The following is a 15,587-nucleotide window of genomic DNA, read 5'->3' on the forward strand; positions in this document are numbered from 1 at the left end:
GCCAGCAGCACCGCCACTTCCAGTTTCACCGTGGCCAAGCAGACGCCGACGGTGGGTCTGAGCCTGGGCCCGGATCCGGTGAGCGCGGGCTCGACGCTGACGGCGACGGTGACGGTGGGCACCACCGGCACGGTGAGCCCGCCGACCGGCACGATCACGGTGAGCACCGACGGCAGCGAGAGCGGCTGCACGGTGCCGGCGACCGGCGGCAGCTGTGACCTCAGCCTGACCGTGACCGGCGCCCGCACGCTGAGTGCGAGCTATGCCGGCGACGACAACTTCAATGGCGACAGCGACAGCGCGTCGGTGACGGTGGATGCCGCCACCACCACGGCCCGCATCGACACGATCAGCCCGGCCGCCCCGGTGGTGGGTGAGGCGATCGCGATCGGCTTCAGCCTGAGCGGCGGCGTGGCGCCGTACAGCGGCGCGGTCAGCGTCCTGATCGACCCGACCCCGGCCGATACCGGCAATGGCGATGCCTTCGCCTGCCCGGGCCTGCTGTTCGATGCCAACACCGGCACCGGCAGCTGCAGCCTGGTGGCGGGCCTGGCCGATGCCGGTGTCTACGGCCTGAGCCTCGACTACGCCGGCGACGGCAACGAGGGCCCGGGCAGCGATACCGACAGCGTGACTGTCAGTGCGGCCAGCGCGAGCCTGAGCCTGTCGAGCGGCGGCAGCAGCGTGGTCGGCCAGGCGGTGAGCGTGAATGCCCTGGTCAGCCGCCTGGCGCCGGCCACCGGCAGCGCCGAGGGCAGCGTGCAGATCACCGCCACCGGCCCGGCACCGTCCCTCGCGACCCAGGTCTGCGACATCGCCGCCCTGGCCGGCGGCGCCGGCAGCTGCGGTTTCACTTTCACCGAGGTCGGCAGCTACAGCCTGAGCGCCAGCTACACCTCGGCGGACGGCAACACCCAGTCGATCGCGGGTCCAGCCGGCACGATCCTCCACAGCGTCGAGCGCGCGCTGGCGACGATCAGCCTCGACAGCGTGCTGCCGGCCAGCCCGCGCGTGGGCCAGTCGACCACGGTGAGCTTCAGCGTGGCCGGCGGCTTCGGCGGCAACGACGGTCTGGTCGACATCAGCACCAGCTCGAGCGGCGGCGCCGGTCCGGGCTGCAGCGGGCTGGCGGCCAGCGCCGGCAGCTGCGTGCTGAGCTTCGCCACCGCCGGCAGCTACACGGTGACGGCGACCTACAACGCCAGCGGCAGCGACGGCGATGACAGCATCGGCGCCACCGATGTGCTGGTGGGCCTGACCGTGCAGCCGGCCGAGGGCGGGCTGGATGTGGGCGTCAGCGACACCACGCCGGAGGCCGGCCAGCCGGTGACGATCAGCGCCAGCGTGCAGACCGTCGGCGGCACGCCGGCGACCGGCACGATCACGGTGAGCCGCAGCGGCAGCCCGGTGTGCACGATCACCCTGCCGGCGACCAGCTGCGAGGCGAGCTTCGGCAGCATCGGCAGCGCCCCGCTGGACTTCGCCTACAGCGGCGACGCCAACTACGCACCGGCCAGCACCAGCGTGCCGCTGACGGTCAGCCCGGCGGCGACCACGCTGGCGATCACCGGCGTCAGCCCGACCAGCCTGCTGGCGGGCCAGTCGAGCACGGTGAGCTACACGGTGAGCGGCGGCTTTGCCGGCAACACCGGCACGGTGCTGGTGACCGCGAGCAGCGGCAGCAACACCGCGACCTGCTCGGCCCCGGCCGCGGCCGGCAGCTGCGCCATCGCCCTGGCCCGCGCCGGCGTGTGGAGCTTTGCCGCGACCTACAACGCCGGCGGCAGCGACGTCGACGACGCCGCCAGCAGCGCCAGCTCGGCGACCCCGGTGAGCGTGACCCGCACGCCGACGGTGACCGCGCTGACGGTGGATCCGGCGGCCGGTGGTCCGTTCGGGACGACGGTGACGCTGTCGGCCCAGGTCGACCGCAACGCCCCGGGCGTGGGCCAGCCGCAGGGCATGGTGACCTTCCTGGTGGACGGTGCCTCGATCGGCGAGGCCCCGCTGTCGCCGAGCGGGCAGGCGGTGTTCAGCACCAGCACCCTGCCGGTGGGCAGCCGCGTGCTGCGCGCGCAGTACAACGGCAACGACGACTACCTGGTGAGCTTCGACGAGAAGACCTTCGAGGTGAGCCGCAAGGCGGTGACGCTGGCGATCACCGGCAGCTCGGTGAACCCGTCGGCGATCGCCGAGTCGGTGGTGTTCAGCTACAGCTTCAGCACCGCCCCGGGCACCACCCCGACCGGCAACATCACCCTCACCGCCAGCACCGGCGAGAGCTGCGTGGGCACGATCGCGGCGGGTCAATGCGCGATCAGCTTCACGACCGGCGGCAACCGCAGCCTCAGCGCCAGCTACGCCGGCGACGCCCTGCACGCCGCGGCCAGCTCGGCAGCGTTTGCGCACAGCGTGGCCGGCACCCCGACCACCCTGGTGTTCGCGGCCGGCAACCCGGTGAGCGCGACCTTTGGTGATCTGGTCAGCATCGCCACCGAGCTGAGCGGCGGCACCGCGCCGAACGACGGCCTGGTGAGCGTGACCGCCAGCGCCGCCGGCCAGACCAGCGTGAGCTGCAGCGCCGCCGTGGTCGGCGGAGCCAGCAGCTGCAGCCTGGCCGGTCTCGGCGCCGGCACGTGGAGCGTCAGCGCCAGCTACGCCGGAGACAGCGACGACGCCGGCAGCAATACGCCCGCGCCGCTCAGCCTGCTCATCAACCCGGCGAGCCAGACGATCGTGTTCGGTACCGCCCCCAGCCTGGTCTTCGACGGCCCGGCCGGCACGCTGAGCGCGACCGGTGGGGCCTCCGGCAACCCGATCGTGTTCAGCAGCACCACGCCGAGCGTGTGCAGCGTGGTCGGCGACCAGGTCAGCCCGCTCGCGGCCGGCGCCTGCATCGTCGCCGCCAACCAGGCCGGCAGCGCCAACTACAGCGCGGCGGCGGAAGTGACGCAGACGATCGAGGTCGCCCAGGCCAGCCAGACGATCGTCTTCGGCCCGGCCCCGAGCCTGGTGTTCAACGGCCCGGCCGGCACCCTGAGTGCCACCGGTGGTGCCTCCGGCAACCCGGTGGTGTTCGGCAGCAGCACGCCGAGCGTGTGCAGCGTGGTCGGCACCCAGGTCACGCCGCTGGCGGTGGGCAGCTGCATCGTCACCGCCAACCAGGCCGGCAACGCCAACTACGCCGCCGCGGCGGAAGCGACGCAGACGCTCGTGATCGGCAACGGCAGCCAGACGATCACCTTTGGCCCGAACCCCGGCCCGCTGAGCTTTGGCGGCCCGGTGGCACAGGTCAGCGCGACCGCCAGCAGCGGCCTGCCGGTGAGCTTCGGCACCCGCAGCCCCGAGGTGTGCACGATCAGCGGCACCGGCCCGAGCACGGCCAGCCTGACGATCCTCGCCGCCGGCACCTGCGTGGTGACCGCCGACCAGGCGGGTGACGGCAGCTTCAATGCCGCCCCGCAGGAGACCCAGAGCGTGCAGATCGACCGCGCCAGCCAGACGATCACCTTTGCGGCGATCGCCGATGCGGTGGCCGGCAGCGGCGCGATCACGCTGAACGCCACGGCGGACAGCGGGCTCAGCGTGAGCTTCGGCACCCCGAGCAGCGCCAGCGTCTGCACCGTCGACAGCGGTGCCGGCACGGTGACCCCGGTGGGCCCGGGCAGCTGCGTGGTCGAAGCCACCCAGGCCGGCAACGGCAACTACCTGCCGGCGACCCCGGTCAGCCGCAGCTTCACGGTGACCGCAGCACAGGTCGACCTGTCGATGCTGAAGACCGGCCGCTATCTGGCCGGTGGGCTGATCCAGTGGAACCTGGCGATCGGCAACACCGGCCCCGGAGCGGCGACCGCCGCCACCGTGCTCGACTCGCTGCCGGCGGCGGTGACGGGCGCCACCTGGACCTGCGCGGCGAGCGTGGGCAGCAGCTGCGCTGCGGCCAGCGGCACCGGCGACATCAACACCACGGTGAACGTGGCGGCGGGCGGCAGCGTGGTGATCGAAATCACCGCGACCCTGGTCGACCCGAACGCGAGCACGGTGGTGAACAGCGCCAGCGTGCAGCCGGCGGCGGGCGTGATCGACACCAACCCGGGCAACAACGTCAGCACGCTGGACCTGCGCGTCGCCCTGTTCAGCGATGGCTTCGAGAGCGCGGCGGTGCCCGGTGGCCTGCTGAAGGCGCTGGACAGCCTGAGCATGGACGGCGCGGCGGTGGAGTCGAAGCTGCGCGGTGCCGAGCCGGTGGACATCGGCTACTACGTGGGCGAAGGCAAGGCCCTGCGGCTGCAGGCCCGCGAAGTGCACGGACTGGTGGAAGTGCGCCTGCTGCAGAAGACGCAGGCGCAGCCCTGGGCCCGCAGCCGCTGGATCGAGCTGTGGCCGGGCGACCGCGTCCACCTCGACTACGTCAACACCGGCCCGCAGCTTGAGGCCCAGGTGGCGGTCGGCCAGTAAGGCAGCGCCCTCGCTGGAAACCCAAAGGGCCCGCGCAAGCGGGCCCTTTGGGTTTGTCGGGCGGGGCCGCGAAAGCGGTGCCATTGCCCATCAGGGCCGGGGCCGCGAAAGCGGTCCCTGGGCGCGTCGGGACTTCGCCCGCGCAAGCGGGCGCCTGCCGTTCAAGCACCGGCCCACGCGCCCGGCCGCCGGCTTTGCAGGCCGTGCGATCGCCATGGCGCACGCCTCAGGGAGGGAACCGGCGCGCGCCGATCCCGTATGCTTGCCCGGCCTGTCCCAGCCCGGAGCTCCACCCATGAAAATGGTCACCGCCATCATCAAGCCCTTCAAGCTCGACGACGTGCGCGAGGCGCTGTCGGACGTGGGCGTGACCGGCGTGACGGTCACCGAGGTCAAGGGCTTCGGCCGGCAGAAGGGCCACACCGAGCTGTATCGCGGCGCCGAGTATGTGGTCGACTTCCTGCCCAAGGTGCGGATCGAGGTGGCGATCGAGGCCGAGCGCGTGGATCAGGTCGTCGAGGCGATCCGCAACGCGGCCAACACCGGCAAGATCGGTGACGGCAAGATCTTCGTACATACCCTTGACCAGGTGATCCGTATCCGCACGGGCGAAGTCGGGCAGGACGCGCTCTGAGAGCAGGGATAGGGGTGAGCCGGCGCGCAGGCGCGGCACTGCCGCGCGCGCCGGCGAACGCCCGAGCGCTGCGCGCGCGGGCCGGGAAGGGCGTCGGGAGTCGAAGCGACCTGCATAGGATGGGCCCCGGCCCACCATGGGCGTGAGCCTCGCGACCCGTGTCGTTGGCGCGCGCGTGGATCGACGCTTCGAAGCCGTGACCGCGGCGGCCTCGGGCTCATGGTGGACCAGGGCCCACCCTATGGGGCTTCGATCTTCATCGCGGCCTGCGCCATCGCCAGCGCCTCGTCGAAGCCGGCAGCCAGGCCCAGCAGATTGGGATGTTTGCCGAAATCCATTTGCTGCAGGATCTCTCGCGGCTGGCCGTGCAGGCCAGACAGGATCACCGCCGTGCCCATCTTCTGGCAGCGGTCGAGGAAGGCCTCCAGCGCGGTGACGCCCGAGGCATCGATCAGCGGCACCTGACGCAGGCGCAGGATGAACACGCGCGGCGGTTCGCGGATCGGGTCCAGTACCTGATCGAGGCGGTTGGCGACGGCGAAGAACAGCGGCCCCGAGATGCGGAACATGTCCACGCCCGCGGGCAGGCGCTGGCGCGCGTCGGGCTCTTCTTCGTTGGCGCCCTCGTCGCCTGCGTCGACGCTGACGCGGGTGCTCATGCGGTGCATGAACACGAAGGCGGCCAGCACCACCCCGACCTCGATGGCGATCGTGAGATCGAAGGCCACCGTCAGCGCAAAGGTCACCAGCAGCACCACCCGATCGCCCACCGGCGCGCGCAGCAGCTGCTTGAAGCGGTGGATCTCGGCCATGTTCCAGGCCACCACCAGCAGCAGGGCCGCCAGCACCGACAGCGGCACATAGACCATCAGCGGCGCCAGCACCAGCATGAAGGCCAGCAGGAAACCCGCGTGCGCCATGCCGGCGATCGGTGAGCGCGCGCCGGCGCGGATATTGGTGGCGGTGCGTGCCAGCGCGCCGGTGGCCGGCAGGCCGGCGACCAGGGCCGAGGCCGCATTCGCTACACCCTGGGCCACCAGCTCGGCGTTGGAACGATGGCGCTGGCCGGTCATGCCGTCGGCCACCACCGCTGACAGCAAGGATTCGACGCCGGCGAGAAAGGCGATGGTCAGCGCTGCCGGCAGCAGTTCCAGCGTGCGCTCGAAGGGAATGTCCGGGATCGCGAACTCGGGCAGCGCCGCGGGCAGCTGGCCGAAGGTGCTGCCGATTGTCGGCACCGGCAGGGCCAGTGCCGCCAGGCTGCCGACCACCACTACGATCAGGAAGGCCGGCCAGCCCGGACGATGGCGCTTGAGCAGGGCCAGCGCCATCAGGCCAGCGACACACAGCCCTGCCGCGGCGGGCTGCCAGCTCGGCAGGTGGGCGAAGTAGGCCGCCCAGCGCTCGAAGAACTCCCCGGGCACCTGGTCCATGCGCAGGCCGAGCGCGTCCTTGACCTGGCTGGCGAAGATCGAGACCGCGATACCGGCGGTGAAGCCGGTGATCACCGGCTGCGGCATGTAGCGCAGCAGCACGCCCAAGCGCAGCAGGCCGGCGGCGATCAGGATCAGCCCGGCCAGCAGGGTGCAGAGGACCAGGCCCTCGTAGCCGAAGCGTTCGATGACGTTGAACACCACCGGGATGAAGGCGGCGGTGGGTCCGCCGATCTGCACGCGCGAGCCGCCGAGTGCGGAGATCAGGAAGCCGGCGACGATGGCGGTGTGCAGGCCGCGCTCGGGCGTGGTGCCCGAGGCGATCGCCAACGCCATCGCCAGCGGCAGGGCGACGATGGCGACGGTGAGCCCGGCGATCAGGTCGGCGCGCAGGTCGCGCGCGCCGTAGCCGCGGCTCAGCGAGGTGTACAGCTGCGGTACGAAGCCCCGGAAGTCGCTGAGCAGGCGCCGGGGCATGCGATCAGTCCTGAGCGATGTCGGGCAGGCCGGTGGTCAGCCACCACTGCTTGGCCTCGGCGTCCCAGCGCCACAGCTCGCGCACCAGGAAGGTCCGCTCGATCTGGGTGTGGCGGTTGATCAGCCGCACCTCGACGAGTTGGCGCACCTCGCCCTGTCCGGCGGGCTCCTTGGCCTTGACCAGGTAGCCGGTGAACTGCACCTGGGCGAAACGCTCCCATTCGAGCCGGCTCATCGGCTTCTCTACGCGCAGCTTGGGGTCGACGAATTCGTAGGCCCGCTCGATGTCGCTGAAGCGGATCGCTCCGGCGTAGTTGAACAGCGCGGCATCGAGCTTGATGTTGTCGCCGCCCTTGGTGGCGCAGGCGCCGAGCAGGACGATCAGGGCGAGCGAAACGAGCAGGCGTGGCAGTCCGGGGCGTGGGATCACGGGCGGTCCGATGCGGCGGGTGGCGCCTGATTCTGCGGCATGCAGCAGGCTCGATGCGAGTTGCACCAAGGTCAAGGCCGCTCGGCGTCGCGTATAGGGTGGGCCCTGGCCCACCGTGGACACCACGCGTGCCCCGGTCATGAATGTGGGCGGGCGTCCTTCGGAGAGCGCGCGCCGATGTAATGGACCCGCACAGCTGCGGTCGAGGCCCTTGCACAGGGTGGGCCCTGGCCCACCACAGGCAACACGCTTGCCCCGGTCATTGATGTGGGCGGGCCTCCTTCGCAGGGCGCGCGCCGAAGCAACGGAAGCGCACAGGCGCTGTCGAGCTCCTCGTATAGGGTGGGCCTTGGCCCACCATCCGCCCACTCTGGCCCCGGTCCTCCATGCAGGGGGGCTTCCTTCGCTGCGCGAAGGCAGAAGCCACAGGGCGTACCGAGCTGCGGTCGAGCCCATGGTGGGCCAGGGCCCACCCTATAAAGCGCTGCTTCGTCTTGGGCGCCCAAGCGTTCGACGCATTGGTTAGAGTGCCGCCATGGCCCCCGAACTCGCCCACCACATCGCCCTCGATGCCCGTCTGGTCGAGGCCGTGGGCGCGATTCGCCTACTGCAGGCGGTGAGCTGGCCGGTGGCCGAGCAGGAGCGCTTCCTCGAAGGCTTCCGCCGCGGCCAGCCGCAGCTGCCGACGCCGCGCTACCGCAGCCGCGACCTGTCGGCGGCGCGCGCCGAGCTGGCGGCGATCCGCGATGCCGCCGATCCGCAGCATCCTCTCGGCCAATACCTGCAGCGCAGCGCCGAGAGCTGGCTGCACGCGGCCTGGCTGATCGAAGCGGCGGGCAGCGAAGCGGCGAGCTGGCACTCCATCCAGATCTTCGGCCGACCCGGCGATGCGCTGCCCGGCTCGAACCACACCAATATCGACGCCGCCCGCCACTTCATCGAGATCGCCGACGAAGTCAGTGGCACGCTGGCGCCCGAGGACGGCGACGAGGTCTACAGCGCCGAGGCCATGGCGGCCGAACTGCAGGCCTCACTGGACGCCTTCTTCGTCGGCCATCGCGTGCGCGTCGAGGTCGACTCGGAGCTGATCGCCAAGGCCGCGGCCGGGCCCACCCGCATCCGCCTGCGCGGCGGCGCCAGCTTCAGCGAGTACGACCTGCGCCAGCTGCTTGAGCACGAGGCCTTCGTACATTCGCTGACCGCACTGAACGGCCGCGAGCAGCCGCATCTGAAGAGCCTTTCGCGCAGCGCGCCGAGGGTCACCGCGACGCAAGAAGGTCTGGCCACCTTCGCCGAGCTGATGACCGGGGCGATTGACCTGCCGCGGCTGAAGCGCCTGTCGCTGCGCATCCTCGCCATCGACATGGCGCTGAACGGTGCCGACTTCATCCAGGTGTTCCGCTTCTTCCTCGACTCGGGCCAGAGCGAGACCGAGAGCTTCGCTTCGGCGCAGCGCGTGTTCCGCGGCTGTCCCACCTCGGGTGGCGCGGCCTTCACCAAGGACGCCGTCTACCTGCACGGCATGCTGAGCGTGCACACCTTCTTCCGCTGGACCATCCGCCACCGCCGGCCGCGCCTCGCGCACCTGCTGTTCGCCGGCAAGATGGCCCTGCATGACGTATTCACCCTGGAGCCGCTGTTCGAGCAAGGCGTGATCGCCGAGCCGCTCTACCTGCCGCCCTGGGCGCAGCGCGCCAATGGCCTGGCCGGCGTGCTGGCCTTCTCGCTGTTCGCCAACCGCATCCGTATCGATCGCGTCGAGGCCGAGGACCTGACCCTGGGGCTGTAGCGCGCAGGGCTGCGAGGTCACCGCCGCACAGCACGCGGCGGGAGCTTGGGCTGCCGGCGCTGTTCATTACCCGGCACCGTGCGCCGACGGCCGCATGCGCCTCGTCGGTCAGCGCCGGCGCTTGTTCAAGACGGGATCGCGCGGCCTCCGCTGCGCCCGAGCCCTCAATCGCGCAGCACCGGCTGCGCGAGCGCCTTCAGGCGCGCCAGGTCGAGCAGCTCGAACTCGCGGCGCTTGACCTCGATCAGGCCCTCGTCCTGGAAACGCCGCACCACGCGCGAGACCGTCTCCGCCGCCAGTCGCAGGTAGTTGGCGATGTCGGTGCGCGACATCGCGAGGTTGAAGCGGGTGGCGGAGAAGCCACGTGCGGCAAAGCGCCGAGAAAAGCTCAGCAGGAAGGCGGCCATGCGCTCGTCGGCGCTGAAATCCCCGGCCAGAAGAGCGGCCTTGTTGATGTCCTGGCTCAGCAGGCGGAACAGCTGGCCCTGCAGGCCCGGCATGCGGGTCGCCAGCGTCGCCATCATCGGGAACGAGAAGCGGCACAGCATCACCGTGTCCAGCGCCATCACGTTGCAGGGAAAACGCGCGCTGTGGATGGCGTTCAAGCCGATCACCTCGCCGGGCAGGAAGAAGCCCAGCACCTGCTCGCGCCCCTGCGCGTCGACGGTGAAGGTCTTGACCGTGCCCGCGCGCACCGCGGCGATCGCGGTGAAGGGGTCGCCCTCGCGGAAGATGTAGTCGCCGGCCTGGAAGGGCCCGATGTGCTCGACCAGGCAGTGCAGCTCCAGCAGCGCCGACTTGTCGTAGCCCTCGGCCTGGCAGGCGCCGGCGAAGGCACAGGTGCTGCAGAAGTGCAGGGCGTCGCCGTCATCGGAAATCGGATGGGGCAGCGGAACGCGGGCGGCGTGCGGGCTCATGCGGCGGCCGTGACTTGAGTTGGGGCCGAATGCTACCGCGGCCCGGCCTTGTGGCACATGCCTCGCCTTCACGTCCGGCCGCACTGTCGCCGGGCCGTGCGGTCAGCCCTTCATGCCCCGCGCGCCCTTCCTCCACCCCTGCGCGGAGAGCGCCATGGACAGACGCGATTTCCTCACCTTCACCGGGCTCGGTGCCGCCGGCCTGCTGCTGGCCCGCCCCGGCCGCCTGATCGCCGCCGAGGCGCTCACCGACGGCCGCATCGACCTCGCCATCAAGAAGGCCCTGGCCGACCGCGCGCTGACCGCCGCGACCGAGGCCGGCGCCAGCTACTGCGACATCCGCATCGGCCGGTATCTCAACCAGTTCATCGTCACCCGCGAGGACAAGGTGCAGAACGTCGCCAGCACCGAGTCGATCGGCGCCGGCATCCGCGTCATCGCCAACGGCACCTGGGGCTTCGCCGCCACCAGCACGCTGACCGCCGAGGCCATCGTCGCCGCAGCACTCGAAGCCGTCGCCATCGCCAAGGCCAACTCGGCCGTGCAGACCACGCCGGTGCAGCTCGCGCCGGTCAAGGGCGTGGGTGAAGTCAGCTGGGCCACGCCGATCAAGAAGAACGCGATGGAGGTGCCGATCAAGGAGAAGGTCGATCTTCTGCTCGCCGCCAATGCCGAGGCGATGAAGGCCGGCGCCAGCTTCGTCAACTCAACGCTGTTCCAGGTCAACGAGCAGAAGTACTTCGCCTCGACCGACGGCAGCTACATCGACCAGGACGTGCACCGCCTGTGGGTGCCGATGCAGGTCACCGCGGTCGACCAGGCCAGCGGCAAGTTCCGCAATCGCGCCGGCCTGTCGACGCCGGTCGGCATGGGCTACGAGTATCTGGATGGCGACGCCTCGGAGCGCATCGAAATGCCCGGCGGCGTCATCGGCTACCGCAACAGCTACAACCTCGTCGAGGACGCCGCCGCCGCTGCGCGCCACGCGGTCGAGAAGCTGAAAGCGCCGAGCGTCAAGCCCGGCAAGTACGACCTGGTGCTCGACCCGCAGCACCTCTGGCTGACCATCCACGAGTCGGTGGGCCACCCGCTCGAGCTCGACCGCGTGCTCGGCTACGAGGCCAACTTCGCCGGCACCAGCTTCGCCACGCTGGACAAGCGCGAGGCCAAGTTCCAGTACGGCAGCGACAAGGTCACCCTGTTCGCCGACAAGACCCAGGTCGGCAGCCTCGGCGCGGTGGGATACGACGACGAGGGCGTGCCGACCAAGCGCTGGGATCTGGTCCGTGACGGCATCCTGGTCAACTACCAGGCGATCCGCGACCAGGCCCACATCATCGGCGAGAGCGAGTCGCACGGCTGCTGCTATGCGGATTCGTGGAATGCCGTGCAGTTCCAGCGCATGCCCAACGTGTCGCTGGCGCCGGGCAAGGACGAGCTCAGCCCCGAGAAGATGATCGAAGGCGTCGAGAACGGCATCTACATCGTCGGCGCCGGCAGCTTCTCGATCGACCAGCAGCGCTACAACGCGCAGTTCGGCGGCCAGCTGTTCTACGAGATCAAGGACGGCAAGATCACGCAGATGCTTGAGGACGTGGCCTACCAGATCCGCACGCCGGAGTTCTGGAACGCCTGCGACGCCGTCTGCGACGAACGCGACTACCGTCTGGGCGGCAGCTTCTTCGACGGCAAGGGCCAGCCCTCGCAGGTCTCGGCGGTGTCGCATGGATCGAGCACGGCGCGCTTCCGCGGCATCAACGTCATCAACACCGCCCGCAACATCGGCTGAGGTCCAAGGAGGACGCCATGAGCATGTTCACTGAAGCCGAAGCCAAGGCCATCCTCGACAAGGTCATCGCCCTGTCGAAGGCCGACGAGTGCATCGCCACCCTGACCGGCAACCGCGAGGGCAACATCCGCTTCGCCCGCAACTCGGTCTCGACCTCGGGCGTGGTCAACGAAACCAACCTCGCCGTGCAGGTCGCCTTTGGCAAGCGCAGCGGCATCGCCACCACCAACAGCTTCGACGACACTTCGCTGGAGCGCGTCGTGCGCCGCGCCGAGGAGCTGGCCCAGCTGGCGCCGGAGAACCCCGAGTTCATGCCGGCGGTGGAGAAGCAGAGCTACACCGCCACGCCGACCTATGTGCAGGCCACCGCCGACATCGACCCGGCCTTCCGCGCCAAGGTCGCGCTGGATTCGATCAAGCCCTGCAAGGACGAGAACCTGGTCGCGGCCGGCTACCTCGCCGACAACACCGGCTTCATCGCCACCGCCAACAGCCGCGGCAACTTCGGCTACCAGCAGCTCAACAACCTCGACTACACCTGCACGGTGCGCACCGCCGACGAGACGGGCTCGGGCTGGGTCGCCACCAATCTGGCGGATGCCTCGAAGTTCGACGCCTCGAAAGACATCCAGACCGCGATTCGCAAGGCCAAGGGCTCGGTCGACGCCAAAGCGCTGGAGCCCGGCAAGTACACGGTGGTGCTCGAACCGGCCGCGGTCTCGGGTCTCTTGATGTTCATGCTGATGGGCTTTGACGCCCGCCAGTCGGACGAGGGCCGCAGCTTCCTGTCCAAGAAGGGCGGCGGCAACCGCCTCGGCGAGAAGGTGTTCGACGAGCGCGTGAATGCCTTCGCCGACCCGGCCCACCCCGATGTGCCGGTGCTGCCCTGGGACATGGACGGCCTGCCGCGCGGCAAGCACGCCATCATCGAGAACGGTGTCGTCAAGCACCTGAACTATTCACGCTACTGGGCGCAGAAGCAGGGCATCGACCCGATCGCCATGCCCGGCAACATCATCATGAGCGGCGGCGACAAGAGCACCGAGGACATGGTCAAGTCGACCAAGCGCGGCATCCTGGTCACCCGCACCTGGTATATCCGCCTGGTCGACCCGCAGACCGTGCTGCTGACCGGCCTGACCCGCGACGGCACCTTCTACATCGAAGACGGCGAGGTGAAGCACCCGATCAAGAATTTCCGCTTCAACGAATCGCCGATCATCATGCTCAACAACATCGAAGAGTTGGGCAAACCCGAGCGCATCAACGCCGGTGCCGGCGTCGGCGGCGGCCCGGGCATCGCGATGATGGTGCCGGCGATGAAGGTGCGGGACTTCACCTTTACGTCCCTCTCGGACGCGGTGTAGTCCGAGCCTCGGGCGCGCGGGCTCATAGGGTGGACCCTGGCCCACCATGAGCTCGACACTCGCCTCGGTCTCGCTTTGTCGTTTCGTCGCTTCGTCGCTCGAAGCGAAGAGCAAGAGCTTTCGGTCAGCCCTTCGGGCTGCCCGAGTCACTTTCTCTTGAGTGGCCAAGAGAAAGTAACCAAAGAGAAGGCCACCCCTCGTCCGCGCCCTCTGCGCATCCTTGCGCAGAGGGTACGCAAGGCTCGGCCGGTGTTCGTGGACAGGCCCTCCGTGGCCTGTCACGAACATCGCCGGCATCCCTGCCGGCGACCCTGCGGGCTGATCGTCCGAGCCTCGCCGCTCCCCAGGGGCCCCGTGGAAGAGCGCGGGCTCCTGCCCGCAAGAGCGAGGCACGCTTCGTTGAGCGCGTGACCAACTCGAGTGTGCTGGCATCTTTGGTTGAAGGGCTCGACCGAGATCTACAACCTCCACACCACCGCAAGCCCGCTCTTACGAATCCCAAATCCCAAATCCCGATTCCCGGCTCTCCAATGCTCCGCCGCCACTTCCTCAAGCTCGGCTCCGTCACCCTCGCTGCCCTCGCAGCGACGCGGGCGCGTGCGTTCCAGCCGATCGAGGGCGAGTACGACTTCTGGTTCACCCGGCTGATGTACGCCTCGGGCAACTGGGACGTGGACCAGCGCATGCCGTCCAACCTGATCACCTCGCTGATCGACTACACCGGCCTGCGCGTCGATCCCGTCGAAAGGGTGATCCCGCTGGCCGATCCGCGGATGCTGGAGGCGCCGTTCTGCTACCTGTCGGGGCACAAGCTGGTCGAGTTCGACCCCGACGAGCGGCGCAACTTCGAGGCCTACGTGCGGCGCGGCGGCTTCGTCCTCGTGGATGACTGCAACCACGACATCGACGGTCTGTTCGCGCGCAGCTTCGAGGCCGAGATGGCCTCGATCTTCGGCCCGCGCGCCCTGGTCAAGCTGCCCAACACGCACCCGGTCTATTCCAGCTTCTTCAAGTTCGACGGCCCGCCGACCACCAGCTTCGAATTGAACGGCTGGGGCGACGATCTGGTGCACGACTATCTGAAGGGCATCGAGCACGAGGGTCGGCTCGGCGTGCTCTACAGCAACAAGGACTACGGCTGCGAGTGGGACTACGACTGGCGCAACAAGCGCTGGCTCGCGGAAGACAACACCCGCTTCGCCGTCAACATCGTGATGTACGCACTCAACGGATGAGCCATGAACGCCATCGCCCTGGATGAAGCCAGCCTCGCCGCCCGCCTCGAGCGCCTCGCTGCGCTGAAGAAATCCATCGCCCGCGCCGTCGTCGGCCAGGCCGAGGTGGTCGAGCAACTGCTGATCGCGCTGCTGGCTGGCGGCCACTGCCTGCTCGAAGGCGTGCCCGGCCTCGGCAAGACCCTGCTGATCCGCAGTCTTGGCCAGGCCCTGAAGCTCGACTTCCACCGCATCCAGTTCACCCCGGACCTGATGCCCAGCGACATCCTCGGCACCGAGGTGCTGGAGGAGGACCACGGCACCGGCAAGCGCGTGTTCAAGTTCCAGCCCGGGCCGGTGTTCACCCACCTGCTGCTGGCGGATGAGCTCAATCGCACGCCGCCCAAGACCCAGGCTGCGCTGTTGGAGGCGATGCAGGAGCGCACCGTCAGCACCGCCGGCCAGACCTTCGAGCTGCCCAAGCCCTTCTTCGTGCTGGCCACGCAGAACCCGCTGGAGCAGGCCGGCACCTATCCCCTGCCCGAAGCCCAGCTCGACCGCTTCCTGCTCTACATCCGCGTCGACTATCCCAGCCTCGACGAGGAGATCGCCATCCTCGACCTCACCACGGGCCGCAGCGGCGAGACGCCGCCGGCGGTGATGGAGGCGAACGAACTGATCGAACTGCAGGCGCTGACCCGCGAGGTCCACATCGAGCCCGAGCTGACCCGTTGGATCGCGCGCCTGGTGCGCGCCACCCGCCCCGGCAGCGATGCGCCAGAGCGCGTCAACCAGGCCCTGCGCTTCGGCGCCGGCCCGCGCGCCGGGCAGTCGCTGGTGCTGGCGGCGAAAGCGCGCGCCCTGCTGCAGGGCCGCCTCGCCGTCACCCGCGAGGACATCCGCGCGCTCGCCAAGCCCGTGCTGCGCCACCGCCTGCTGCTGTCCTTCGCGGCGGAAGCCGAAGGCCGCAGCACCGACTGGGTGGTGCAGGGTGTGCTCGAAGCGGTGGCTGTGTAGGCCGAGGCCGCAAGCGATGCATCGCCCCCGCATAGGGTGGGCCCTGGCCCACCGAAGCTCGA

The 15,587-nt window shown here is 69.6% G+C and carries 10 protein-coding genes; 7 read left to right on the plus strand and 3 right to left on the minus strand.

Features of this window, described 5'->3' with window-relative positions; genetic code table 11:
- Both BLP83_RS07695 and BLP83_RS07700 read left to right on the plus strand, forming a co-directional pair.
- On the plus strand, positions 1–4,458 hold a 4,458-nt coding region (locus BLP83_RS07695; RefSeq protein WP_143006602.1), incomplete at its 5' end, for a beta strand repeat-containing protein.
- A gap of 295 nt (positions 4,459–4,753) precedes the next feature.
- Positions 4,754–5,092 (plus strand): P-II family nitrogen regulator, encoded by a 339-nt coding sequence (locus tag BLP83_RS07700; RefSeq protein ID WP_091240946.1) that lies wholly within the window; start codon positions 4,754–4,756, stop codon positions 5,090–5,092.
- 239 nt (positions 5,093–5,331) lie between these two features.
- Here the strand turns inward: BLP83_RS07700 and BLP83_RS07705 are convergent, their stop codons facing one another.
- Both BLP83_RS07705 and BLP83_RS07710 read right to left on the minus strand, forming a co-directional pair.
- Positions 5,332–7,002 carry a SulP family inorganic anion transporter gene (locus BLP83_RS07705; protein ID WP_091240949.1) on the minus strand — a complete coding sequence of 557 codons (1,671 nt, stop codon included), beginning with the start codon at positions 7,000–7,002 and terminating at the stop codon, positions 5,332–5,334.
- Positions 7,003–7,006: 4 nt separating this feature from the next.
- Positions 7,007–7,573, minus strand: coding sequence for a hypothetical protein (locus tag BLP83_RS07710; RefSeq protein ID WP_091240951.1), 567 nt, complete (start codon positions 7,571–7,573; stop codon positions 7,007–7,009).
- A gap of 394 nt (positions 7,574–7,967) precedes the next feature.
- On the opposite strand from BLP83_RS07710, the gene BLP83_RS07715 reads away from it, so the two are divergent.
- Positions 7,968–9,221 (plus strand): peptidase MATCAP family protein, encoded by a 1,254-nt coding sequence (locus BLP83_RS07715; RefSeq protein WP_091240953.1) that lies wholly within the window; start codon positions 7,968–7,970, stop codon positions 9,219–9,221.
- A 164-nt stretch (positions 9,222–9,385) separates the two neighbouring features.
- Here the strand turns inward: BLP83_RS07715 and BLP83_RS07720 are convergent, their stop codons facing one another.
- Positions 9,386–10,138 carry a helix-turn-helix domain-containing protein gene (locus BLP83_RS07720; RefSeq protein WP_091240954.1) on the minus strand — a complete coding sequence of 251 codons (753 nt, stop codon included), beginning with the start codon at positions 10,136–10,138 and terminating at the stop codon, positions 9,386–9,388.
- A 154-nt stretch (positions 10,139–10,292) separates the two neighbouring features.
- Here BLP83_RS07720 and BLP83_RS07725 point away from each other — a divergent pair, with 154 nt between their 5' ends.
- The 4 genes from BLP83_RS07725 (at position 10,293) to BLP83_RS07740 (ending at position 15,525) form a co-directional block, all read left to right on the plus strand.
- Entirely contained in the window at positions 10,293–11,927 is a 1,635-nt protein-coding gene (locus tag BLP83_RS07725; RefSeq protein WP_091240956.1) for a TldD/PmbA family protein, read from the plus strand.
- A 17-nt stretch (positions 11,928–11,944) separates the two neighbouring features.
- Positions 11,945–13,294 (plus strand): TldD/PmbA family protein, encoded by a 1,350-nt coding sequence (locus BLP83_RS07730; RefSeq protein ID WP_091240959.1) that lies wholly within the window; start codon positions 11,945–11,947, stop codon positions 13,292–13,294.
- 530 nt (positions 13,295–13,824) lie between these two features.
- Positions 13,825–14,529, plus strand: a complete 705-nt coding sequence (locus BLP83_RS07735) for a DUF4159 domain-containing protein (protein WP_091240962.1) — start codon at positions 13,825–13,827, stop codon at positions 14,527–14,529.
- Positions 14,530–14,547: 18 nt separating this feature from the next.
- Positions 14,548–15,525, plus strand: a complete 978-nt coding sequence (locus BLP83_RS07740; RefSeq protein WP_425388987.1) for an AAA family ATPase — start codon at positions 14,548–14,550, stop codon at positions 15,523–15,525.
- Positions 15,526–15,587: the final 62 nt, after the last annotated feature.

The sequence above is a fragment of the Aquimonas voraii genome, assembly GCF_900101825.1.
In the GTDB taxonomy this organism is placed as follows: Bacteria; Pseudomonadota; Gammaproteobacteria; order Xanthomonadales; family Xanthomonadaceae; genus Aquimonas; species Aquimonas voraii.